The sequence below is a fragment of the Streptomyces sp. NPDC087440 genome (assembly GCF_044744005.1).
Classification (GTDB): domain Bacteria; phylum Actinomycetota; class Actinomycetes; order Streptomycetales; family Streptomycetaceae; genus Streptomyces.
Window position 1 is genome coordinate 223,839 of the sequence record NZ_JBIUXN010000015.1, and the last position, 24,487, is coordinate 248,325.

A 24,487-nucleotide genomic window follows, 5' to 3' on the forward strand; every position below is an offset into this window, starting at 1 on the left:
CTACTTCTTCAGCCGGATGGTGCTCGGGTCGTACAGGCCGTCGGGCGAGGCGGAGGCGATCCGGCTGCCGTCGATGTAGAAGACGTTGGCGGCGGCGAGCGGTACCACGTCCGTGCGGGCGAGCAGTGCCTTCTGCGCCTCGCCCCAGGCCGCGCACTTGGCGGTGGTGTCGACGGTGGTCATGGCCTTCGCGAAGGCGGCGCCGAAGGCGGGGTTGCGGACGTCGCCGAAGTTGCGGCCCTCGGCGGGTGGCGGCCCGGCGAGGAGGCTGGCGGGGGCGGTGAGGACGTTGGTGAGGTTGAGGTTGGGCCACAGGGTGAGGTCCCAGTCGCCCTTGTTGCCGAGGACTTCGCTGCCCCAGGTGGCGTTGGCGGCGTTGCGCAGGACGACGTCCGCCCCGGCGGCCTTCAGGGCGGCGGCCACGTACTCGTTGCCCGTGCCGCCCGCGACGGCGTTGGTGCCCGTGATCTTGATCCTGACGCCCTTCAGGGCCTTGGCGGCGGCCATCTTGTCGGGGGCGGTCAGCAGCGATGCGTCCTTGGACACGCAGGGCACCCCGGCGTCGGCGATGCTGGTGAGCAGTTGTCCACTGCCACGTGTCACGGCCTTGTTGAAGGCTGTCCGGTCGAGGGCGGCGGCCACCGCCTTGCGCACTGCGGGGTCCGCGCCGGGGCGCCCCGCGCGCTGGTTGAAGACGACCATCATCCGGACGATGGGCGCGGGCCGCAGGGTGAACTCCTTCTTCCCGGTGAAGCGGGCGACGTCGGCGCCGGTGAGCCCGGCGTAGTCGAGGGCACCGGTCTGGAGTTCGTTGGCCATGGTGGCCTCGGACTGGATGACCCGCATGTCGGCGGAGCCGGGCGGGGTGCCGCCGGGCTGCTTGGCGTACGCGGGGCCCCAGGCGTAGCCGTCGCGGGCGGTGAGCCGGTAGACACTTCCGGGCTGCGCGGAGGCGACGTAGTACCGGCCGGTCCCGGCCCCCTTCCCACCGGCGGCCAGCAGCTTCGGGTCCTTGAGAGCGGCCGGGCAGACGATCCCGGACTGCGGCATGGCCAGCCCGAACAGCAGGTCCGACCAGGGGTTCTTCAGCTTGACGGTGACCTTGCGGGCCGCGTCGTCGGCGGTCGCGGTGACGGTGTTGCCCGCGCCGAAGACCTGGGCGGACGCGGTCGCGCCGGTCTTCGGGTCGCCGAGGCGGTTCAGTGAGTCGGCCACCGCCGTGGCGGTGAGCTTCGCGCCGTCGGTGCAGGTGATGCCGTCCCGCAGCGTGAACTCGGCGGAGTCGGCGGTGGCGCTCCACTTCTCGGCGAGCGCCGCGACGATCTTCCCGCCGTCGTCCCGGCCGACCAGCGAGTCGTACGCCATCCGGGCCATCTGGAAGTCGGAGGCGACGGTGGCCTTGCTCGGGTCGAGCGAGGTCGGGTCGGACGCCATGGCGACGGCCACCTTCCCCGCTCCGGCCCCCGCCCCTCCCTTGCCGGCCCCGGTGTCGGCGCCGCCGGTGGTGCAACTGCTGATCGCTGCGGTCGCGGTGACGGCGAGCAGCAATGCGAGCACTCTGCGCTCGGCTGCTGCATGAGGGCGTGACGAACTGGCCATTCGTGCCTCCTGGGGCGCGACGGAACGGTGTGGGGCGGGGCGGCTCGTGCGGAAGAAGCAAGTACGGCAGAGGTGGTACGCGGAAGGGGTACGGAGTCAGAGCGCCGGACGGCGGTGCGCCCATGGCCGGGCGGCTTCGAGCTGCGCGCACAGCGACAGCAGCGGCCCCTCGCCCGCCGGCCGCCCGGTGAGGGAGACGCCGACCGGCAGGCCGTCCTCGGTCCAGTACAGCGGGAGGCTCGCGGCCGGCTGCCCGGTGACGTTGGCGGCGCTGGTGAAGGGGGTGAACAGGCTCTGCCTCATGACCTGTTGCATGAGGTCCTCGGCGGGCACACCGGGTTCACCGGTGAAATACGCGGGCGGCTGCGGCAGCATCCCGAGCGTCGGGGTGAGCACGGCGTCGTGCTGCTGCGTGGCGGCGAGCACGCGCCGGGTCAGCAACTGCTGCCCGGCCAGGGCACGGTAGAACTCCTCACCGGAAGTGGCCCTCCCCCGCTCACGCCAGAACCGCGTGATCGGCCGCAACAACTCCTCTTCCCCCTCGGCGACAGGGAAGCGCAGCGACTGAACACCCCAGGTGACGAAGAAGATTTCCCCGATCTCCGCGACGAACGGATTACGAATCTCCTCGACCTCGTGTCCGAGTGAGAGCAACAGCTCGGTGGCCTGCTCGTACGCGGCCCGGCAGGCGGGGTCGATCACCGCTCCCGTGTCCCCCAGGTCGGCGTAGCGGGCGATCCGCAGCCGGCCCGGCTCGGTGTTCCGCGCGTACGAGAGGAAGGTCTCGCCCTTCCCCAACGGCGGTGCCCAGTAGGGGTCTCCTACATCCGGCCCGGCGAGCGCGTCCAGCATGGCCGCCGCGTCCCGCACGGTGCGGGCGAGGGGCCCCTCCACGGTCAGCCCGGCGACGTTGGCGTCCGGTCCGGGGCTGACCCGGCCCCGGGACGGCTTGAGCCCGAAGATGCCGCAGGAGCTCGCGGGGATACGGATCGAACCGCCGCCGTCGCTGCCGTGCGCGAGGGGCACCACCCCGGCGGCCACGGCTGCGGCGGCCCCGCCGCTGGACCCGCCGGCGGACCTCGACACGTCCCAGGGTGTCCGGGCGGACCGGGTCACGTCGTTGTCGCTGTACGAACTCAGCCCGAATTCGGGGGTGTTGGTCTTGCCGACGCTGATCAGTCCGGCCGCACGCAGCAGCTCCACGCTCCGCGCGTCCCGCTCGGGAACATGGCCCGCGAAGGCCCGCGAGCCGAAGGTCGTCCTGACACCGGCGGTGGCCGTCAGGTCCTTGATGGCGGTCGGCACACCGAACAACGGCGGCAGCCCCTGCGCCCCGTCCTCCCGCAGCCGCCGCTCGGCCTCCCGCGCCTGGCGCCGGGCGGCGTCGGCCGTCACGGTGACGAAGACCCCGAGCGGGGCGTCGTACTTCTCGACGGCGGCGAGACTTCGCTCGACCAGTTCCACGGGGCTCACCTCGCCCCCACGCACGGCGTCCGCCTGCGCGAGCGCGTCCATCCCGGTGATGTCCTCGTACATGTGCGGGTCGCCCTCTCAGCCGAAACGCGAAAGCCGTACCACGAACAGACACACGGCGGCTCGGAAGGCTCCCGTCCGCATACCCACGGACCGACCGGTCGGTGTGACGCAGGCATCACAACGCCTGGACCGCCGTTCTGTCAATACCGACCGGTCAGTACGCCCGAGTTGAGACCCCATCGGCCATTCCGCCCGCTCCCCGGCCACGCCGCAGAAACGCAAAAGACCCCACATGAAGTGGGGTCTCAGCTGGTGTCCGAGGGGGGACTTGGACCAATGCCCCACGGATCACACCGCTCACCACTGAATTGCTCCTACTGTAACGGCTGTGTGTCGGCGGATCGACACTCTGCATTCGCACATGCCGGTGGTGCGGGGCGAATTCCGGTGCTGTGACCTGCTGTTTCTCTCACTCGTCGGCCCGAACCCGGCCGCCGTGCACCAACGGAGAGTGCGGAGAGCCGCCCGGTGACCCGGCCCGGCGGAATCAGGTGGCTTACCAAATGGGCGATCATGGTGCGGGTGGAGTCGCTCAAGTGGTTCCGAAAGTTCCCGCAGGGACGCGGTAGCGTCACGGACGAGTATCTGCGGGAGCTGGCCAGCGCATACAAGCACTGCTCGGCAGCGTTCGAGCGGGAGCCAGTCAAGTACCGGCCGAGAAGTTAGGCCGGAACCGGACCACGCTTCAAAGTCACTTCACCCGAGCAAAGAAGCTCGGGTACCTCGATCAGGAGCAGAAGGGGAACTGACCAGTGAGCGATGAAGGGGAGAAGGTCACCTACGCGGACCTCAATCCAGGGGACCTGGTGCTCCGTCGCCGGATCACGAGCCACAATGAATACACGTCAGTGATCAAGGACGTGAAAGACATGCCGGAGGGGTGGGCGCTCCGTGAGTACGGCGTCGAGGTCCCCATGCGCGAAGTGTGGTTCGACGGTCGTGCTACCCCGGACGTCATGGACGCCCGTGCGTTCATTACCCGCCTGCGGCGCGGAGACCAGTAAGCGCGTGGAGAGGGCTGCGGCCCTCCCCGTCAGCTGTCTGACACCTACAAGGGATCAGCCTGTTCCTCCCACCACGGCTCGTACGTGCGGATCAGAGGTTGCGTCACCTCGTGATGCCGCAGCCCGTGTGTACGCTTCGCCCCCTCCCGGAACTCGACCGGAAGGTCGATGAACCAGTTGAGGACGGCGTCCGACTCCAGGTCCGGGGCCTCCGCGAGAGAGTCCACAAGGGCCTCTGCGCCTCGGATGTCGTACGGCTGCGGCAATACGGCTACGGCGGCTACGGCATCACGGACCACCGCGGTACAGATCGCCCGCCAACGGCCCTGACCCCACCAGCTGCTGGTGTAGCTGGTGGAACCGGAGACCGTGAGCAGGCGCAGTACCGCCTCGGGTCCGAGTAGTTCGGTATCGATCCGGCGCCAATAGTCGATCTGGCACCGTACGGTACGGGTCACCTCCGACCAGCCGGCGCCGAAGAGTCCGGAGACGGTACGGCCGTTCGGCAGCGCCCAAGCCTCGTCGGTGAGCGCCGACTCCACTCCGTCCCAGTCGACGCCCTCGAACGGGCACACGAAGGGCTCCACCGCGCGCGTCACCGCTATGTTCACCCGGGCCATCAGGACATCGGTGGCCAGGTGGTGGTCCTCGACCGCGGTTTCATTGCGCCAGCAGGTCAGCGCGATCCCCAGGGCCACCGCGCTGGGCACGACGTCCGGCTCCACGTGACGCCCGGCCAGGAAGAACATGATCCGGACATGGGCCTGAAGGTCAGAGTCCGCGTCGATGTCCCTTGCGACCTGTTCAAGAGGAACGCCACGGTATTCGGCTGCGGGGCGAAGAAGGCTTTGGAAGCGTTCGGCCGCAAACAGCGTCTGTACGTCCTCGGGCGCGCCGCCCACCACCTGCACGTGGAGAGCGTCCAGTAGCCCTGCTTCTCCGGCCGCTCGCGCGACGGCACGAGCGGCAGCTTCGGCGCCCTTGTCCTTGGGCACCTCGATCTCGACCCACGATTCCAGTGCCGAGATCGGCTCCGGCCAGTCGTCACCCACACTCTCGTAGGTGTGCAGCGTGATCCGCCCGGCCTCGGGTGCGTACTCGAACGGCAGTGCCGCCCTCCCCCGCCACATCTCTGCGAAGAGCAGCGGTTCATGGCCAGGTTGGCCGTCCGAGTCGAATTCCTCCCGCAGTTCCCAGCCCGCATCGGCAAGCGGCTGAAGAATAGTGACCAGTCGGTCCGCATAGTCCTGCCAGAGTGTCTGGACGGTCTTCTTCTCCCCCTCATGGTGAGCCGCTGCCGTGAGCGCTGTTTCCGGTTCGGCCCATGAAACGAGGTCGACCAACTGCGCCATCCCCTCCTCCGCCATGCGGGAGATGTCCTCACGCTCGGCCTTCCGGCAGGCCGAGCACAGGTACCGGTACTGCTGCCCCCATGAATTCGAGTACCTGGTCAGCACCCGCACCCGTCCGCAGTCCCGGCAGGGGCCGCGCCCCTTCTTCGGCCACCACAGCCACCACTTGCCGTCGTAGTCGTACGGGCCCGGCACCGCGCCACGGGAGACGAGCAGTTCGGCGAGGCGCTCGAGCAGCCCACCGTTCCGGTGGGAAACCTGCGTCCACAACTCGTAGTGACAGGAACGAAGTTCATCTGTGGTGGCGTCCTCGCGTCTCAGTGCGCTGACCGCTCCGGCCAACGCTTCCATCTCTGAGGAGCCCTCCGTATAGTGATGCCGTTCCTCCGCTGCCAACCGGCGGGCTTCGGCCCGGTCGCCGTCCGTCACGTGTCCCTCGGCCATGCGCCTACCTCTCTCGCCTTTCATGCACGGACCGAACCGTACGTTCTGCCACTGACAAAGCCTCAGAACTCGTGCCGGGCTACCAACCGCGGATCTTGCGCCCGTAGTCGGTGTCGGGCCCGAGCAGTGCATCGGCGACCCGCCCCCCAGAGTCCTTGGCCCCGCCGCCGAAGTTCAGCGTTCCGGCCGCGTTCGCGCTGGCGGCCACACCATCCCAATAGCGGGCATCACGCTCAAAACGCACCGGTTCGACCAGTCGCAGCAGCTCCTCGGCACTCAGCCTCGTACCACCAAGGGCCCAGCTTGTGGCCTGGTGGGCGGCGATGCCGAGCCCAGCGAGCACCGCAGGTGCGGAGATAGCATCGCGCGCCACGAAGTGCGGGAAGAGCTGCCCGATCAGCTGCGACAACAAGGGAACCAACTCGCTCTCAGCTTGCTCGGCGCTCACCCCGTCCGGCAGTTCATCCTCGTGCACCGTGGCCGAGGAAAGCCCCAGTCCGCCGCGGCCACGCATTGCCGTAATCACCAGGACCCTCAGCGCGGACAGCGTCACGACCTCCGGGTCCGTCCTCGTCAGCTGCCGCTTACGAGCCTGCACCAGCTTACTGAAGGGGACGATCTTCCCTTCGTGCTCTACCTTCACCGTCTCTGCGATCCGATGGGCGAGCTGAGTACCCATGTCACGCTGGTCCATCGACATGGCCAGATTCTTCGCAACGGGCACACCCTCGACATTGCGGTCGTAGAAGATCTGCCGCGCATCCTCGACGCTGAGCCCGAAGTACAGCTCGAACGGCAGCCGTACGCTGCTGAGCTTTTCGTACGTCGTCCCGAAGCGCTCCGGGTTGTCGAACAATTCGTGCCACGCGGTGACCTGGGTCTCCCCGTCAATCGCTACGACCGGCGACCCCGGCAGCACGGTGATGGTGCGGATCCCGCTCCCCGCGATCAGCTCCTCGCTCACCGCCCCCGGCTGCCCGTCCAACCAGAGCGTAATCGGCGGAGTCGACCAGGCCGACCCGTGCCCGCCGCCAACGCCGGTGGCGATATAGGACGCGTACGAGGTGACGTTCCGCCCCTTCTGCGAGGCCTTGAGCATTCGCTGCACGAGTCCGCGCACCTCGGCATGCCGGCGCACCGCACCGGAGGCGTACTTCAGGGCCCGCTTGTCCTCCTCGGCACGGGGAGAGGGGACGAGCTGGAGCAGCGTGGGCAACCCCATCGTCCCGATCACGGCATCCGGGCGGAACGGAGTGACCGTGAGCTGGATTCCTTCGACGCTCGCGGTCGGCATGGTGATGGTCATCGTGGGGCCCTTCGGGACGAGTGGGAACGCAAGATTGTGGCCAGCCACGGAGAGCATGCTCATCGCGACCACCAGAGAAAGAGTGACATCATCTCGTTAGCAGTGTCAACGCGCTCACGGATTTCATCTGGGCGGCGCGACGTGTACTCTTCCACCATGGAGGAAGAAGGATCCGCTTCAGCACCGGTCGTCACGGCGGCCCAGATCGCACGGCTCGCCGGCGTCACCCGTGCCGCTGTCGCCAACTGGCGACGTCGGCACGACGATTTCCCCGCTCCCACCGGCGGGACGGCGGCAGGCCCGCTCTTCTCCCTGGCCGAGATCGATACCTGGCTGGCCAGCCAGCGCAAGGGTCGAGGGGCCTCAAGGGAGGTCACCCTCTGGCAGTCCCTGCGCGTCGCCTACAGCGACGACATGACTGCCGCCCTGCTGGACGTCGGTTCCTACCTGATCGGGAAGGCTGCCGGGACGCTCTCGGACCAGCTCTGCGAGTCCGTCGACGGTCTGGTCGCGGAGCGCTCCGCGCCCCAACTCTTCGAGGACCTAGTCACCCGCTTCCTCGCCTCGGCGGGCCGCAGTGGCGCACAGGCGGCCTCCTCTCCTCGCCTCGTCCGGGCCTTCACCCACTTCGCCGGACCGGCCGAAGGCCTCGTCTACGACCCGGCCTGCGGTGCCGGATCACTGCTGTTGGCAGTCACAGGGCCGGACGTGACTGGGCTGGCCGGACAGGACCTCGCCCCCGGCCTGATCCGGTTGGCCCAGCTGAGAACCCGGTTGAGAGGCGACCCGTCGGCCGAACTCGAAGCCGGGGACTCTCTCCGCGAGGACCGGCACCCGGACCTGCGGGCTCAACTCGTCGTATGCGAACCGCCTTTGGGGCAGAACGATTGGGGTCGCGAGGAGCTACTGCTCGATGCCCGGTGGGAACTGGGGGCGCCCCCTCGGGCAGAGAGCGACCTGGCCTGGCTCCAGCACTGCTACTTCCACACCGCGCCCGGAGGCCGCACCCTCATTGCGCTCGCGCCGTCCGCCGCGTACCGCAAAAGCGGCCGTCGGCTCCGAGCTGAACTTGTGCGACGCGGAGCCCTCACCGCAGTCACAGCCCTGCCACCGGGCATGGCGTCCAGCCACAACCTGCCGGTCCTCCTGTGGGAACTCCGCCGTCCTGCATCGCCGGGTGAGGAAGCCCGATCCGTACGGATGGTCGACCTCACGGCCAATGCCCCGGACGGCCCACTGGAACCGACCGTGGACCAAATCGCCGACGTACCGCTGATCGACCTCATCCGAGAAGAAGTCGACCTCAGGCCGACCTCGTACGTGACCGCGGCCCAGCCCGACTACCCGGCCGAGTACACGGCCATTCGGGCCGCACTGGAACGTCAACTACGCGCACTGGCCAAGCTCTTGCCCCCGCTGCCCCCCGGCCCAGGAGCAGGCTCGATGGACGAGATCACCCCGGTGGGAGTCGGCGATCTGGTACAGGCCGGTCTGGTACGTACGGAGGACGGCAAGACCACTTCCAGCAGCGACCAGCTCGACACGGACTACCTGCGGGGCTTCCTCCGTAGCGCGGGCAACACCCGGCGCAACACCTCCGCGACGGGCACCCACCGAGCGGACCTTCGCGGGGCCCAGTTGCCCCAGATGGACATCGAAGAGCAACGCCAATACGGGGAGTCTTTCCGGGACTTGGGCGAGTTTGAGCGAAGGCTGAAGGAACTTGTCAGGTTGGGTGATCGAGCTACCCAACTGGCATACGACGGACTGACCAACGGCGCCCTCGCGCCAGCTGGTACTTCACACGACGTGACATCACGAGACGCAACACGAGAAGGTGCCGAGTGAGCAACACCAACCAGGAACTTGCCGACTTCATCTGGTCGGTGGCCGACCTGCTGCGCGGCGACTACAAACGCTCGGAGTACGCCAAGGTCATCCTGCCGCTCACGGTGCTGCGTCGCTTCGACTGCGTGATGGAGGAGAAGGGCACGCGTGAGGCCGTGTGGGCGCGGAATGACTCCTTCGCCGGCGAGCGTAAGGATTCGCTCCTGATCGGCGTTTCCGGGCTCCCGTTCTTCAACACCTCCCGGCAGAGCTTCAAGACCATCGGCAGCGCCGACAAGAACGTCTACACCAACCTCAAGGACTACATCCGCGGCTTCTCGTCGGAGGTCACCGAGATCATTGATCGGTATGACTTCCACACCCAGATCGAGCGCCTCCAGGACGCTGAGCTGCTGTACCTGGTGGTCCAGGAATTTGCGGCGATGGACCTCAGCCCGAGCAAGGTCAGCAACCACGACATGGGCTACGTCTTCGAGGAGTTGATCCGCAAGTTCGCGGACGCCTCCAACGAGACGGCAGGTGAGCACTTCACGCCGCGCGAGGTCATCAAGCTGATGGTCGAACTGCTCCTGGGCCCCGACGAGGAGCTGATCCGCAGGCCCGGCGCGGTCATCGACATCCTCGACCCGGCGTGCGGCACCGGCGGCATGCTCGCCGCTGCTGAGGAACACATCAAGGACCTCAAGCCGGGTGCCCGCGTCAACCTGTTCGGCCAGGAGATCAACGCCGAGTCTTACGCGATCTGCCGCTCCGACATGCTCCTCAAGGAACACGTCGCCGACAACATCCGGTTCGGCAACACTTTCACCCGTGACTGGCACGAGGACCGCAAGTTCAGCTACATGCTGGCCAACCCGCCCTTCGGCGTGGAGTGGAAGAAGGCGGAGGCCAAGGTCCGGGAGGAGTACGACCGCGGCTTCGACGGACGCTTCGGCGCCGGTCTCCCCCGTATCAACGATGGTTCCTTCCTCTTCCTCCAGCACATGCTCCACAAGATGCAGCCGCTGAAGAAGGACGCCAACGGCGAGGAAATCGGCGGTTCGCGCATCGCCATCGTCTTCAACGGCTCCCCGCTCTTCACCGGCGGCGCGGGCTCCGGCGAGTCGGAGATCCGCCGCTGGATCCTGGAGAACGACTACCTGGAGACCATCGTCGGACTCCCAGACCAGCTCTTCTACAACACCGGAATTTCCACGTACTTCTGGATCCTCAGCAACCGCAAGCCCAAGCACCGCAAGGGCAAGGTCGTCATGATCGACGCGCGCGGAGAGTGGGTGAAGCGGCGAAAGTCGCTGGGCGAGAAGCGCAAGGAGATCTCGGAGGAGCAGATCGCCGACATCTGTACCATCTACCGCGACGCCGAGCAAATCGCTGAGGACGAGGACCACCCCCAGCACGCCAAGGTCAAGATCCTACGCAACGAGGAGTACGGCTACCAGCGCATCACCGTGGACCGTCCGCTGAAGCTCCGCTTCGAGGTCACCGAGGACACACTGACGGAGCTGGCGGCTTCCGCGGCGCTCCAGAGGGTGCTGGGCGACAAGAAGATGGCGGAAGAAGACGTCGCCAAGCGACAGGCACAGTTCGTGGCAGCGCTCCGTCCTCTGATCGGGGAGATCTGGCCGACCAAGTCCGAAGCATGGGACGCTTTGCACAAGGCCGTTGTGGCGGCCGGCATGATCTGGCCGTCCGGAGCGGCCTTCCAGAAGGCCCTGCGCGACGCAGTCGGCGTACGCGACCCGAAGGGTGAGGTTCAGTACGCGAAGGCCAAGCAGCCGGAACATGACCCCGACCTCCGTGACGCTGAAAACGTACCGATGGACCAGAACATCGACGAGTACCTGACGGAAGAGGTCATCCCGCACGTCGAAGACGCCTGGATCGCCGACCTCAAGAACCCCAAGACGAAGCTGACCGAGCGCTACAAGGTCGGCTACGAGATCCCCTTCACCCGGCATTTCTACGCCTACGAACCGCCGCGACCATTGGCCGAGATCGACCAGGAGCTCAAGTCTCTTGAGGCCGAGATCCAGGCGCTGCTGGGCGAGGTAACCGAATGAACCCTACTGTCGCAGTGAAGCGCGTAGCGCAAATTCAGTACGGGCTGGGACAGCCCCCTAAGCTTTCTGAAGATGGCATTCCAATCCTGCGTGCGACAAATATTACTCGTGGGAAGATTACTGAACGCGGTCTCCTACGGGCAAACCTTGAGGATCTCCCCATCAAAAGGGCTCCACTTCTCACTGAAGGGGAGATTCTCGTTGTGCGAAGCGGTGCATATACGGGAGACTCCGCCCGCATCACGAAGAAGTGGGCGGGGAGCGCTCCAGGGTACGACTTGCGCGTAACTCCGATCTCCGTCGAATCGAGATATCTTGCACATGTTTTGCTGAGTATTCCCGTGCAAGATCAAATCAAGTTGGTCAGTTCGCGGGCGGCCCAACCCCATCTCAACGCTGAGGATCTCGGTGAGGTAGAGATCTGGTCACCACCGCTGGAAGAACAGCGCCGCATCGCCGACTTCCTCGACGCCGAGACCAGTCGCATCGACACACTCATCTCACTTCAGAAGGAGGTTCTGGCGCGACTGGATGAGCGAGACCGCTCTTTGAGGGACGGTCTACTTGATCGACTTTCTCTGGAAACACAGGAGCTCCCGCTGCGGCGATTCGTAACCAGAATTGACCAGGGGGCAAGCCCACAATGCGATGCTGTTTCGCGTATTGGTGATGAGTGGGGCGTCCTGAAACTGAGTGCGGTAAAACACGGGCTTTTTGTCCCCACCGAAAACAAGCGACTCCCTGAAGATATCTCACCACGCAAGGAGTACGAGGTGCGCGATGGAGATTTCCTCGTCACGCGCGCGAACACTCCCAGCCTCGTCGGCGATGTTGCCGTGGTAAGAGGGAATGTTACGAAGCTCATGCTTCCCGACCTCATCTATCGAGTTGGGTTGACCGCGGGAATCGACCCGAGGTTCGTATCGGAAATCGCGCAAGGCAGTCGAGTGCGACTCCTCATTGAGGCCGTGGCCCGAGGGTCTTCGCAGTCCATGGTCAAGTTGCGCGGTGACGATATTCGCGAATGGCCTATCCCAGCAGCAAATCAGGCGCAACAAGCATCCTTGATCGCAGAGATCGATAGAGGAACGGGTTTCACTAAAACCCTCAGAACCGCAATCCATCGCCAGCTAGACCTCCTCGCCGAGCGCCGCCAATCCCTGATCACCGCCGCCGTGACTGGCCAGTTCGATGTCTCGTCCGCCTCCGGCAGAGGCGTTGCCACTCCATGATCGCCACTCACCGCAGCGCGTACCGTCCGCTTCTGCCGTCCACTCCCGCCGCACCGAAACCCTAGGAGCCTGATCCCTATGGCGCGTGTCGACACCGAGAAAGCCTTTGAGGATGCCGTCGAGGCGGGGCTTCTCACTCACGGATGGAAACTGGCCCTGGCCAAGACTTACAATCATGCGCTCGGCATTGAAACTGACGAGTTGGCTGCCTTTCTCCGCGCCTCGCAGAAGGACGCCTGGCTTCGTCTCCAAGCCGAGTACGGTGAGGACGAGGAAGCATCTATCCAGCGATTCGCCAAACGTGTGGCGCAGCAGATCGACGCCCGTGGCGTACTCGACGTGCTCCGGCGCGGGGTGAACGACCGGAACGTGAAGATCCAGCTCGCGTACTTCCGGCCCGCACACACCCTCGCCGCCGACGCCCTGCATGAATATGACGCCAACCGGCTCACCTTCGCAAGGCAGTTCCGCTACTCCGCGAAGACAACAGACTCCGTGGACCTGGCGCTCTTCGTAAACGGAATTCCCACCGCCTCAGTCGAACTCAAGAGCCACCTGACGCATCATCCTCAGACTGCGGAAGACGCCATTCGCCAGTACCGCACCAAACGCGATCCGAAGGAGTTGTTCTTCGCCAAGCGCACTCTCGTGCACTTCGCAGTGGATCCGACCCTGGCGTTTCTCACGACCAGGCTTTCGGGGAAGAAGACCCGATTCCTGCCCTTCAACATCGGCTCCGGCGGCCCAGGAGTCTCCGGCGGTGCGGGAAATCCGCCGATCACACCCGATGGCAAGGACGGCACGTACCCCGTCTCGTACTTGTGGGAACAGATCTGGAACCGGGACAACTGGCTTGAGCTGCTTGAGCGTTACCTGCACGTCGAGGACGACCAGGCCAAGGCCGGCAAGTCTCCCTCGCACCGTCCCGGCAGTGCACACACCCAGCCGTTGATCTTCCCGCGCTACCACCAGTGGCACGCCGTACGGCAACTCACTGACCACGCGACCTGGCACGGCTCCGGGGAGAACTACCTCGTCCAGCACTCAGCCGGTTCGGGGAAGTCCAACACCATTGCCTGGCTCGCACACCGTCTGTCCTCCCTGCACACTCCGGAGGATCCGACACAGCTTGGCGAGGCAATCCGGGCGAAGGGTGCCAAGCCCAATGAGCCTGTCTTCGACAAGGTCATCGTCATCACCGACCGTCGTGTCCTGGACAAGCAACTCCAGGACACCATCTTCCAATTCACGCACACACCTGGCGTCGTACGGCGTATCGACGAGGACTCCACACAGCTCGCCGAAGCCCTCACCGGATCCACCGCACGGATCGTCATCACCACACTGCAGAAGTTCCCGTTCATCCTGAAGAAGGTCGGTGGGCTCGGGAAGCTCCGCTATGCGGTGATCATCGACGAGGCGCACTCCTCGCAGGGCGGCGACGGTTCGGCGGCCCTGAAGAAGGCCCTCGGCTCCAAGGCCGTGGACGCGGACGGCGACCCGTTGACCGCCGAAGCTCTGGCGCGCGGCCAGCAGCCAAACATGTCCTTCTTTGCGTTCACCGCCACGCCCAAGTCCAAAACGCTCGAACTCTTCGGCACGAAGGACCCGGTCACCGACAAGCCGGGCCCCTTCCATGTGTACTCGATGCGCCAAGCCATCGACGAGGGCTTCATCCTCAATGTGCTGGACACCTTCATCACGTACGGCACCTACTTCAAGCTGCAGAACGAAGCGGCTGACGAGGTCGAGCAGCAGGTGGACCCGCGAAAGGCCCGCTCCAAGCTTGTGCGGGCGGCGCTGCTCTCGGACGCTTCGTTGGCCCAGCGGGCCAAGATCATGGTCGATCACTTCCGCTCCCACAGTGCCGGCAGCCTGGGCGGCCGGGCGAAAGCCATGGTCGTCACCCCCAGCCGAGAGCACGCGGTCCGGCTCTTCCTCGCGATCCGTAAGTACGTGGACGAGCGGGGGGCTGCGGACTGCACTCCGCTGGTCGCCTTCTCCGGTGCACTGACGGTCAATGAGGTCGAGTACACCGAGTCCAAGCTCAACGGGTTCCCGGAGAAGGAGCTTCCGGCCCGGTTCGGGTACGTGCGCGCCGACGACTCGAATCCGCCGTCCGTACCCAAGCCCGAGTACCGCATCCTCGTCGTCGCGGAGAAATACCAGACCGGCTTCGACCAGCCACTTCTGACGACGATGTACGTGGACAAGCCGCTCGCCAACGTCGCTGCTGTGCAGACGCTCTCCCGTCTCAATCGCACGCACCCCCTCAAGTCCCAGGAGGACCTGTTCGTCCTGGACTTCGCCAACAAGTTCGAGGTCATCCGGAACGCCTTCCAGGGTTACTACGAGACCTCACTGACCGAGCCGACCGACCCCAACCTGTTGTTTGACCGGCAGGATGAGGTCATGGGCTACCAACTGCTCGTGGAATCCGAGATGGACGCACTGGTCAAGGCGTACTTCGCAGCCTTCGACGACGGCCATGCCACAGAAGACCAAGTCAAGAAGGCGCACGCACGGCTTTACCACTACACGGCCCCCGCAGTGGACCGCTTCAACGGTCTCGCGGCCAATGAACCCGAGAAGGCCGAGGAGTTCCGACGGGCCCTGGAGTCGTACGTCAAGGCGTACGGCTGGCTCTCGCACATCATCGGCTTCGAGAACCTGGAGCTCGAACGGCTCTTCCAATACGGGCGGTTCCTGCTGCGCAGGCTTCCGCGTCCCGACGGCACCGCGGCCGCCGACATAGGGGAAACGGTGCCCAGCCACATGCTGGTCAAGCAGACCGGGACCCCTGATCTCAAGCTGGAGGCGGTCGGAGCCCAGGTGCTGCCGGGCCTGGTGGCCCAGGCCGCCGGGGCGGCACCCGAGGTCGAAGAGAAGTCGCTCGCCGAGGTCATTCAGTCCATCAATGACGAGTTGGGCGCGGAGCTCTCCACCGCGGACCAGATCCTGCTCGGTCAGCTCGTCGTGACGATCGCCGAGAACACGGACATGCAGGAGGTGGCCCTGGCCCAGGACGAGGCGACCTACGGCCGCGAACTCGCCAAGGACATGGACGGCTTCGTCATCAAACAGGCGCAGTCCAACGATGCGCTGATGGTCCGCTACTTCGACGACGACAAGGTGAACCGCCTCTTCCGGCGAGTGGCCACGGCCCAGTCGTACAACTTGATCCGCCGACCGGCCCGCCGTGAGGCGGACCGGCAGGCAACTGCCGAACGGGCGGCGGAGTTGAAGAACCGTGGATCCGGCCCCACCGGGCCTCCTGCGCCGTAATCTGCACTGACGATCATCACGTCATTACGAGGGAGGGGGGCGGGCATGGGCGACGACACGGCGCCGACCCAGGACACGGGGCGAAGCGGCAGGCCGCTGGCCGGACGGTATCGCTTGAACGCGCTCATTGGCGCCGGCGGTATGGGCGAAGTCTGGCAGGCGTACGACGAGAGCCTTGACCGGCGCGTCGCCGTCAAGATGATGCTCGATGAGCAGCCACACGTGTACGCCATCCGGAACGCCGCCCACCGGGAGGCGATGGAGGTACGGCGCCAACGTTTCCTGCGTGAGGTGCGTACAACCGCCGGGCTCCATGAACATCTCAGCATTCCGGCGGTCTACGACGCCGGATTCGACGAGGCGAGCGGGCGATTGTACGTCGTGATGCAACTGCTGAGGGGACGCGAGCTCCAGACCCTCATCGATGAGACGGACTACGACTACGAGCCGTTGCCGCTCGCCTGGGCAGCAGCAATCGGAGCGCAGATCGCCTCTGCCCTGGACGAGGTTCACCGCCACGATGTCGTACACCGTGACATCAAACCGGCCAACCTGATGCTCACTCCGGGCGGCGTGGTGAAGGTGCTCGACTTCGGCGTCGCAACTCTTCTCGGTTCGGGGTCAAACCCTCATCTGACCCAGCCCGGAATGACCGTGGGCACCCCTGCCTACATGTCCCCCGAGCAGAGTCTGGCCAATGCGGTCGGCCCGGCCGGCGACATCTACGCACTTGCCTGCGTTATCTATCAACTCCTCACCGGACGCACGCCATTCGCCGAGTCCGACGGCAAGTCCGTCACCTGGCACCAGGTGAACACCGATGCACCGGCCGTCCGCGCGCTGCGCTCCGATGTGCCCAGCGGCATCGAGCGACTGCTGCTCGGCATGATGGAGAAGGCCCCCGAAGACCGGATGTCGGCGGCAACCGTCTACGAGACCCTGCTGCCGCTGGCCTCCCAGGGAGCTCCGGCCGGGGTTACGCCGCTGGTCGGCGTCGGCGGTCTCGATCTCGATCCGTGTACGCCCTTTACTAGGCCGTTCGGCGGGTCGGTCCGCCGTGGGCGGGCACAGGCGCGGGCGTATACCCCTACTGTGCTGGACACCCCAGCGGTGGTGGACTCTGGTGTACTGCCCTTGAGCCCGGCGGAGGCCGACGAAGCGGCTGAACGTGCGTCGGAACTCGTCGGCCAAAAGCAGTTCACCCAGGCAGCCGACATTCTGACGAATGCGCTTGTCAAGGCCAAGGACAGTGCCCTGGAGGACGAACTGACTCTGTCACTGGCACACGTCAAGTTCATTGCCGGCATACACGGCGAGGCGCTGGGCCTGTTCCAGGAAGCCGCAAAGAGGTTCGGCCTTCGGTTCGGCCCCGACGACGCCGAAGTTCGGCGGTGCCTCTACTACGAGGCCGAGTGCCAAATGGAACTCGGCGAGACCACCGCGGCCATCACCGCCTTCACCACGTACACGCAGGAGAGCCCGGACGAGGAAGATCAGGACGCCGTCGACCGATATCTGGAAGCGCTCGCCCAGGTCATGCGCCTGGAGGCAGGATCGGAACGCTTCTCAAAGGCGCAGGCCGCCGCTGCTGCCCTCCGTGACGAGACGAGCCGCTATCGCGGCTCGAACTCCCCGGAACTCGCTGACATCGACGGGTTCATCCAGCGGCTGAGGCGGTTCGAGTAGGTGCGAGAAGGGGACCGCACCTACGTTCGCGGTCCCCTTCTGCACAGCTCGGTATGTATGTAGCCGTGTCTCCGGCCGTCCACGCATAGCCCCACGATCGCCTCGTCTAGGTCCGCGAGCAGCTCAAGCCGGAATAGGCCGCTGGAGAGCACCCGGGCAGCCCATCGACCTCGTCGACAAGCAGAGGGAACACTGCGTCTACCAGAGGCCCCAAAACCGACATTACAACGACCTTACTAGCCAGCGCAGTTCGACTCCACACCCACCACTGCAGACAGCCAGTGGCACAGATCTCACGGACAGGGGAGAAATATGGGAGAGCTCACCAACCAAGTAGCACGGCTCGAACGCGAAGCCGAGGAAGCTCGCGAGGCAACGAAACTTGCTGATCGGGTCGGTGAGGAATTGGAAGGAGGCATCGATGACGTTGCGGCCGTCTACGGTGCTCTGCTCGAACTGAGTGGCGAGCTCGACAACCAGATCGCGGAGCACAACTTCATGGCCGTGGAGCAGAGTGCGTACGAGCTGCAAGGTCTCGTGGATGACCGCAGCCTGTGCCGCACCATTGACCTCGTTCTCCTGATGACCGCGCTGCACGAGGGAAGTGGGCTTCCAGGAACCTCCATCGAGCATCGTATGGAGGGGATCAAGGAGATGGAAACCGGCCATCCGACCCTGACCCAGCAGGACCTCGACGAGGAGTTCAACGAGACGCTGCGCAAGGCGGAAGCCACCTGGGATTCCATCTGGGGAAGTGACCCATGGGACAGCGAGGAGGAGCGTGAGGACCATCGAGTAGAGCACCTCCACGACGCCCGCCGCGACGCCACTACTGACCGTGCACTGCGCGCAGGCCGTCACCTCATGGAACTCTGTGACTACATTGCGGACACTCTCTGGGAAGAGCTCACCGTGAGCCTCCGCAGCGGCGACCTGGACGGAGTCGCGCACACTCTGAAGGCTGCTGTCATCGCGGCCGACACTGCACCCGGTATCTACAAGCTGTACGAGGCCAACCTGTCCGAGCAGTACGAGTCAAACCCCGACTCCCTCGGAGATGTCGGTGAACAGCTGATGGCCTTCGAGTCGTGGCTGCAGGTGCAGGGCCGCGACTGAGCCGGAGACGGGGCCAGGGCTGAAGTGGGGTTGCCCTGGATTGTGGACATCTCTTGAGGGCCGGATCGTGGGATCCGGTCAGGAGGTGTTCTGATGGGTATCGCCCGGTATTCAGACGAGTTCAAGCAGGACGCGGTCGCGCTGGTGGAGTCCAGCGGCCGGTCCGTCAACGCGGTGGCCTGAATCTTGTCGCATAGGCCGCAGATATCCACATAACGGGGCAAAGTCCACCGACTCAGCTACACCCCGGGCCAGAGCACCGTGCACGCCGAGATCAGCCCCGGCCCGCAGCCGCACAACGCAAAATCCCCACGGTCTACGAAAGACCGTGGGGAAATGGTTGGTGTCCGAGGGGGGACTTGAACCCCCACGCCCGATAAAGGGCACTAGCACCTCAAGCTAGCGCGTCTGCCATTCCGCCACCCGGACAAGGTGTCTGTCGGGCCGGGGCTTTTTGTGCTGTCCCGTTCCGACATGGAAAACAATACCAGGGGTTCGGGGTGGGTTTCACCTGCGTATTGCGTGGTCAGTGACCTGCGGCTGTCTTGTTGGAGGCGATCCAGTCGTCGTTGTGCTGCCAGGCGTACAGGGTGTTGCCGTCCGTGTACGCGTAGTACAGGTCGCAGCGGTGGGTGGCCTGTTTGCCGGTGGTGTCCTTCGGGAACCACGAGGCCTGGAGTTCCGGGGTCTTCGCCTGCCGGCCGGTGGGGAGGGGCTTGCAGGTCGGGGGGAGGGAGGTGGGGAGGGTGGCCTTGAGGAGGCGTTCGCCGCCGGTGGTCTTCATCGCGTACGAGATGTCCGCGGCCGTGTCCGGGAGCCAGCGCGGGACCGAGGGGCGGGCCTGCTTCGCGGCGGTGCCGGAGGCGTAGGAGGCGGACTCCTCGTGGCGGCCCTCGTACCAGTCGTAGGCGGCCGGGGCCGCGACGAAGGCCAGGAAGGCGGTTCCCGCGAGGGTGGCGGTGGCGGTGACGAGGACGGCGGGCTTCATGGGGTGCTCCGGGAGGGAAGGGAGGGTTTGGGGTGCTGCTTCCATCCTTGGGGCGGATTCGGCCGATCGGGTCAGACCGGGGGACCGTTGTACGTACGACTGGAGGGGCATGCGGAGAGGTGAGCACCTAGGGGAGACGGGGGCGTCCTAGCCTCGCCCGGTGAGCACTCAGCAGCCGGGCGTCGAGAAGTCGCCGCGTTATCGCAGGCCGCGGGCCCTTTCGCCGTTGCGGGAGCACCTACGGGACACCTTCTGGTTCGCCCCCGTGGCGGGGCTCGTGGGGGTGATGCTCCTGTGGTTCCTGGCGTACGGGCTCGACCTGGCGGTCGTGGAAGCCCTGAAGGGGGACGAGCAGTACGAGGAGCTCGGCAAACTCATCGGGTTCGCCGACGACGCCAAGACGATCATCACGACCGTCAGCTCCGCGATGATGACCTTCATCGGTGTGGTCTTCAGCATCTCGCTGGTGGCCGTGCAGATGGCCAGCGGGCAGTTCAGTCCGCGGGTGGTGCGGATCTTCGTGCGGAGCCGGATCACCAAGCTGACCTTTGCCGTCTTCCTGGCGACGTTCGTGCTGTCGCTGCTGGTGCTGTCGGTGTACGACGGCGAGACCGACCCGGAGAAGGTCGAGACCGTACCCCTGGTGCAGAGCGTGCTGACCATGCTGATGGTCGCCCTGAGCCTGCTGCTGTTCATCGCGTACGTGAATTCCACGCTGCGGCTCATGCGGGTCAGCCATGTGATCGACCGGATCAGCCGGGCGTCGCTCGCTCTCCTCAAGGGGATGGAGCGGGACTGGGAGGAGGACGTCGAGCTGGGGCCGGAGACCGCGCGCTTCACCTACCAGGGGCAGGCGGGGGTGCTGCGGGACGTGTACATCGCGCGACTGGTTCGGGTGGCGCGGCGGCGGGGGGCGGTGCTGCGGCTGCTTCCGAGGATCGGGGACTTCGTGGTGCCCGGGACTCCCCTGATCGCGGTGCACGGCGGGGAGGGGGTGACGCGGAAGGCGGTGCGGCGGTCCGTGTCCGTGGGGGTGGAGCGGACGTTCCACCAGGATCTCGGGTTCGGGCTGCGGCAGCTCGCGGACATCGCGCTGCGGGCGCTGTCGCCCGCGGTGAACGATCCGACGACGGCCGTGCAGGCGCTGGACCGGATCGTGCAGTTCCTGGCGGTGGCGGCGGACCTTCCGCTCGGGGCGCTGCGGCACCGGGACGGGCAGGGGCGGGTGCGGCTGGTGCAGGACGTACCGACCTGGACGGACCTGGTGGACCTGGGGCTGACCGAGATCCGGGGGGTCGTGGCGGGTAATCCGCAGGTGTCGCGGCGGATGGTGGCGGGTCTTGACGATTTGCTGCTGCTGGCGCCGGCGGAGCGGCGGGAGGTGCTGGAGCGGCACCGTGCGCTCCTGGTGGAGGTCGTGGAGCGTACGGTGCCGGACGCGGCGGACCGGGAGTTCGCGCTGACGGCGGATCGGCAGGGGATCGGGTAGGCGCCCCTCTGACCAGGGCCCGGTTCAGGGGTTGTTGCCGCCGAAGGCCGCGTCGAAGGAGGCGGTCGGGGGTGGGAAGTCGAAGCGCTTGAGATGGGCCAGGGCTTCCGGGGCTCCGGCCAGGCGGTCCATGCCCGCGTCCTCCCATTCGACGGAGATCGGGCCGTCGTACGGGAGGGAGCGCAGGGTGCGGAAGATGTCCTCCCAGGGGACGTTGCCGTGGCCGGCGGAGACGAAGTCCCAGCCGCGCCGTGGGTCGCCCCACGGGAGGTGGGAGCCGAGGCGGCCGTTGCGGCCGTCGAGGCGGGTGCGGGCCTCCTTGCAGTCGACGTGGTAGATCCGGTCGCGGAAGTCGAGCAGGAAGCCGACCGGGTCGAGGTCCTGCCAGACGAAGTGCGAGGGGTCAAAGTTCAGGCCGAAGGCGGGGCGGTGGCCGATCGCGTCCAGGGTGCGGCGGGTGGACCAGTAGTCGTAGGCGATCTCGCCGGGGTGGACCTCGTGGGCGAAGCGGACGCCCTCGGCGTCGAAGACGTCGAGGATCGGGTTCCAGCGGTCGGCGAAGTCCGTGTAGCCGCGTTCGATCATCGCCTCGGGTACGGGTGGGAACATCGCGACCAGGTGCCAGATGGCGGACCCGGTGAAGCCGATGACCGTACGGACCCCGAAGGCGGCGGCCGCGCGGGCGGTGTCGGCCATCTCCTGGGCGGCCCTGCGGCGTACGCCCTCGGGTTCGCCGTCGCCCCAGATGCGGGGCGGGAGGATGGCCTGGTGGCGCTCGTCGATGATCGCGTCGCAGACGGCCTGGCCGACGAGGTGGTTGGAGACGGCCCAGCACGTGAGGCCGTACGTGGCGAGGAGGGTGCGGCGGGAGTCGAGGTAGGTCGGGTCGGTGAGAGCCTTGTCGACCTCGAAGTGGTCGCCCCAGCAGGCGAGTTCGAGGCCGTCGTAGCCGAAGTCGCGGGCGTACGAGCAGACTTGTTCGAGGGGGAGGTCGGCCCACTGGCCGGTGAAGAGGGTGAAGGGGCGGGGCATCGGGGATTGCCTCCTTGGGCGATACGGGTGCTTCTCGGGGCGGCGCGGGGGCCTCCGGGCGATACGGATGACCCTCGGGGCCATGCAGGTGCGCTCGGGGCGATACGGGCGTCCCTCGCGGGACATCGGGTGCCCCTCACGGCATTCGGGTGTTCCTCAGGGCGATACGGGCGTGTAGGCCGCGTTCTTCTCCGCGCTCTCCTCCACCGCGGCGAGCACCCTCTGCACCTGGAGGCCGTCGGCGAAGGAAGGGGCGACGGGGGTGCCGGTGGCGATGGCTTCGAGCAGGTCGCGGGCCTGGTGGACGAAGGTGTGCTCGTAGCCGAGCCCGTGGCCGGGCGGCCACCAGGCCTTGAGGTAGGGGTGGCCCGGTTCGGTGACCAGGATGCGGCGGAAGCCCGCGGTGTGGGCGGGTTCGGTGTGGTCGTGGAAGGCGAGTTCGTTGAGGCGTTCCAGGTCGAAGGCCAACGAGCCCTTCTCGCCGTTGAGTTCGATGCGGAGGGAGTTTTTGCGGCCGGCCGCCATGCGGGTCGCCTCGAAGGAGGCCAGCGCCCCGGAGGCCAGACGGCCGGTGAAGAGGGCCGCGTCGTCGACGGTCACCTCGGCGTGGCGGGAGCCCGTCTCCGGGTCGGGGCGGTGACGTACGAACGTCTCGGTCAGTGCGGAGACGCCGGTCAGCTCCTCCCCCGCCAGGTACTGGGCGAGGTCCACGAGGTGGGCGCCGAGGTCGCCGAGGGCCCCGGAGCCCGCGCGGTCGCGTCGCAGCCGCCAGGTCATGGGGGCGAGCGGGTCGACGAGCCAGTCCTGGCGGTACGAGGCCCGGATGTGCCACAGCGTGCCGATGCGGGCCTCGGCGACGAGGGTGCGGGCGTACGCGAGGGCCGGGACGCGGCGGTAGTTGAAGCCGATCATCGCCAACTGTCCTCGGGCGGCGGCCCGTTGGGCTGCCTCCGTCATGGCGCGGGCTTCCTCGACCGTATTCGCGAGGGGCTTCTCGCACAGGACGTGCTTGCCCGCCTCCAGGGCGGCGACGGCGATCTCGGCGTGGCTGTCGCCCGGGGTGCAGATGTCGACGATGTCCACGTCGTCGCGGGCGATCAGGGCCCGCCAGTCGGTTTCGGCCGCCGCCCAGCCGTGCCGTACGGCCATGGCGCGTACGGCGTCCCGGTCCCGGCCGCACACGGCGGCCAGGGCGGGGCGGGCGGGCAGGTCGAAGACGCGGCCCACGGTGCGCCAGCCCTGGGAGTGGGCGGCACCCATGAACGCGTAGCCGACCATGCCGACACCGAGGGTCGGGGCACCGGGGGCCGGGGCGCCGGGAGCCGTGGCGCGGAGGGGGGTGGGTGCGGATTGTTCCATCCGGTCTCTCCTTGTCCGTCGCGTACGGGTCAACTCGCTTACCGGAGTGGTCAGTTGAAGCCGGTGGGGAGGTAGGCGTCGACGTTCTCCCGGGTGACGACGGCGGAGTAGAGAGTCAGGGAGGCGGGGATCTCCAGTTCGGCGGTGCCGCTGATGCCCTTGCCCTGGCCGAGGGCGCGGGCCAGGTCGATGGCGGTGGCGGACATGGTCGGCGGGTAGAGGACGGTGGCCTTGAGGACCGAGTCGTCGGCCTTGATGGCGTCCATGGCGGACTTGGCGCCCGCCCCGCCGACCATCAGGAAGTCCTTGCGGCGCGCCTGGGCGATGGCCCGCAGCACGCCGACGCCCTGGTCGTCGTCGTGGTTCCACAGGGCGTCGAACTGGGGCTGGGCCTGGAGGAGTTGGGCCATCTTGGCCTGGCCGGACTCGACGGTGAACTCGGCGGCCTGGCGGGCGACCTTGGTGATGTTGGGGTAGTTCTTGAGGGCGTCGTCGAAGCCCTGGGTGCGCAGCCGGGTGAGCTCCAGGCTGTCGATGCCGGCCAGTTCGACGACCTTGGCGCCGGGCTTGTTCTTGAGCTTCTCGCCGATGTAGCGGCCCGCGTTGAGTCCCATGCCGTAGTTGTCGCCGCCGACGTAGGCGCGGCAGGCCTGCGGGGAGGCGAAGGCGCGGTCCAGGTTGATGACGGGGATGCCCGCCTTCATGGCGGCGAGGCCGGTCTGGGTGAGGGCCTTGCCGTCGGTGGGGAGGATGACCAGGACGTCGACCTTCTTGTTGATGAGGGTCTGGATCTGGCCGATCTGGGCGGCGGTGTCGTTGGAGCCCTCGGTGATGTCGAGGGTGACGTCGGCGTACTTCTTGGCGCGGTTGCGGGCGTTCTCGTTGATGGCGTTCAGCCAGCCGTGGTCGGCCTGGGGTCCGGCGAAGCCGATGGTGACCTTCCTTCCGGGCGCGGAGTCGGCGGCGGGCTGGTTGTCGGTGGCGGGGGCGTTGTCCTTCGTGGTCGGCTCGTTGCTGGTGCAGGCGGCGAGGAGGGCGGTCGCGGAGACAGCTGCTCCGCCGAAGAGGATGCCGCGGCGGGTGCTTCCTGGGCGGGCGGCTTCGGGACGGGCGGTGTCGGGTGTTTTTGGCATGGCTGGGGCGACCCTTCG

Annotated in this window: 16 protein-coding genes and 1 tRNA gene; 8 read left to right on the plus strand and 9 right to left on the minus strand. The window is 66.7% G+C overall.

The window, feature by feature from the left end; genetic code table 11:
• Both ACIO3O_RS27700 and ACIO3O_RS27705 read right to left on the minus strand, forming a co-directional pair.
• Complete coding sequence (locus tag ACIO3O_RS27700) at positions 1-1,599, minus strand: ABC transporter substrate-binding protein (RefSeq protein ID WP_401750327.1); 1,599 nt, start codon at positions 1,597-1,599, stop codon at positions 1-3.
• Positions 1,600-1,695: 96 nt separating this feature from the next.
• Positions 1,696-3,135, minus strand: a complete 1,440-nt coding sequence (locus ACIO3O_RS27705) for an amidase (RefSeq protein ID WP_401750329.1) — start codon at positions 3,133-3,135, stop codon at positions 1,696-1,698.
• Between the two features lie 752 nt (positions 3,136-3,887).
• On the opposite strand from ACIO3O_RS27705, the gene ACIO3O_RS27710 reads away from it, so the two are divergent.
• The gene (locus ACIO3O_RS27710) at positions 3,888-4,139 is read left to right on the plus strand and encodes a hypothetical protein (protein ID WP_401750331.1); all 252 of its coding nucleotides are present in this window, start codon (positions 3,888-3,890) and stop codon (positions 4,137-4,139) included.
• A gap of 44 nt (positions 4,140-4,183) precedes the next feature.
• Here ACIO3O_RS27710 and ACIO3O_RS27715 read toward each other — a convergent pair whose 3' ends face one another.
• Entirely contained in the window at positions 4,184-5,935 is a 1,752-nt protein-coding gene (locus ACIO3O_RS27715) for a hypothetical protein (protein ID WP_401750333.1), read from the minus strand.
• Positions 5,936-6,014: 79 nt separating this feature from the next.
• Complete coding sequence (locus tag ACIO3O_RS27720; protein WP_401750336.1) at positions 6,015-7,241, minus strand: hypothetical protein; 1,227 nt, start codon at positions 7,239-7,241, stop codon at positions 6,015-6,017.
• 156 nt (positions 7,242-7,397) lie between these two features.
• On the opposite strand from ACIO3O_RS27720, the gene ACIO3O_RS27725 reads away from it, so the two are divergent.
• The 6 genes from ACIO3O_RS27725 to ACIO3O_RS27750 all read left to right on the plus strand — a co-directional run bounded on the left by ACIO3O_RS27725 (position 7,398) and on the right by ACIO3O_RS27750 (position 18,468).
• Complete coding sequence (locus ACIO3O_RS27725) at positions 7,398-9,089, plus strand: N-6 DNA methylase (RefSeq protein ID WP_401750338.1); 1,692 nt, start codon at positions 7,398-7,400, stop codon at positions 9,087-9,089.
• Positions 9,086-11,149 carry an N-6 DNA methylase gene (locus ACIO3O_RS27730; protein WP_401750341.1) on the plus strand — a complete coding sequence of 688 codons (2,064 nt, stop codon included), beginning with the start codon at positions 9,086-9,088 and terminating at the stop codon, positions 11,147-11,149. The genes ACIO3O_RS27725 and ACIO3O_RS27730 overlap by 4 nt, the downstream gene beginning before the upstream one ends.
• On the plus strand, positions 11,146-12,381 hold the full coding sequence (locus ACIO3O_RS27735) for a restriction endonuclease subunit S (protein WP_401750342.1): 1,236 nt from the start codon (positions 11,146-11,148) through the stop codon (positions 12,379-12,381). The genes ACIO3O_RS27730 and ACIO3O_RS27735 overlap by 4 nt, the downstream gene beginning before the upstream one ends.
• 78 nt (positions 12,382-12,459) lie before the next feature.
• The gene (locus tag ACIO3O_RS27740; RefSeq protein WP_401750343.1) at positions 12,460-15,666 is read left to right on the plus strand and encodes a type I restriction endonuclease subunit R; all 3,207 of its coding nucleotides are present in this window, start codon (positions 12,460-12,462) and stop codon (positions 15,664-15,666) included.
• A 45-nt stretch (positions 15,667-15,711) separates the two neighbouring features.
• Positions 15,712-17,352, plus strand: coding sequence for a protein kinase (locus tag ACIO3O_RS27745; protein WP_401750345.1), 1,641 nt, complete (start codon positions 15,712-15,714; stop codon positions 17,350-17,352).
• Between the two features lie 312 nt (positions 17,353-17,664).
• Complete coding sequence (locus tag ACIO3O_RS27750) at positions 17,665-18,468, plus strand: hypothetical protein (protein ID WP_401750347.1); 804 nt, start codon at positions 17,665-17,667, stop codon at positions 18,466-18,468.
• A 341-nt stretch (positions 18,469-18,809) separates the two neighbouring features.
• Here ACIO3O_RS27750 and ACIO3O_RS27755 read toward each other — a convergent pair.
• Both ACIO3O_RS27755 and ACIO3O_RS27760 read right to left on the minus strand, forming a co-directional pair.
• A tRNA-Leu gene (locus tag ACIO3O_RS27755) sits at positions 18,810-18,897 on the minus strand.
• A 97-nt stretch (positions 18,898-18,994) separates the two neighbouring features.
• Positions 18,995-19,456, minus strand: a complete 462-nt coding sequence (locus ACIO3O_RS27760; RefSeq protein WP_401750349.1) for a hypothetical protein — start codon at positions 19,454-19,456, stop codon at positions 18,995-18,997.
• Positions 19,457-19,616: 160 nt separating this feature from the next.
• Here ACIO3O_RS27760 and ACIO3O_RS27765 point away from each other — a divergent pair, with 160 nt between their 5' ends.
• Entirely contained in the window at positions 19,617-20,945 is a 1,329-nt protein-coding gene (locus ACIO3O_RS27765) for a DUF2254 domain-containing protein (RefSeq protein WP_401750351.1), read from the plus strand.
• Between the two features lie 24 nt (positions 20,946-20,969).
• Here the strand turns inward: ACIO3O_RS27765 and ACIO3O_RS27770 are convergent, their stop codons facing one another.
• From ACIO3O_RS27770 to ACIO3O_RS27780, 3 genes are all read right to left on the minus strand, one after another.
• Complete coding sequence (locus ACIO3O_RS27770; protein ID WP_401750353.1) at positions 20,970-21,977, minus strand: sugar phosphate isomerase/epimerase family protein; 1,008 nt, start codon at positions 21,975-21,977, stop codon at positions 20,970-20,972.
• 156 nt (positions 21,978-22,133) lie between these two features.
• Positions 22,134-23,336 (minus strand): Gfo/Idh/MocA family protein, encoded by a 1,203-nt coding sequence (locus ACIO3O_RS27775; RefSeq protein ID WP_401750354.1) that lies wholly within the window; start codon positions 23,334-23,336, stop codon positions 22,134-22,136.
• Between the two features lie 50 nt (positions 23,337-23,386).
• Positions 23,387-24,469, minus strand: coding sequence for a substrate-binding domain-containing protein (locus ACIO3O_RS27780; protein WP_401750356.1), 1,083 nt, complete (start codon positions 24,467-24,469; stop codon positions 23,387-23,389).
• Positions 24,470-24,487: the final 18 nt, after the last annotated feature.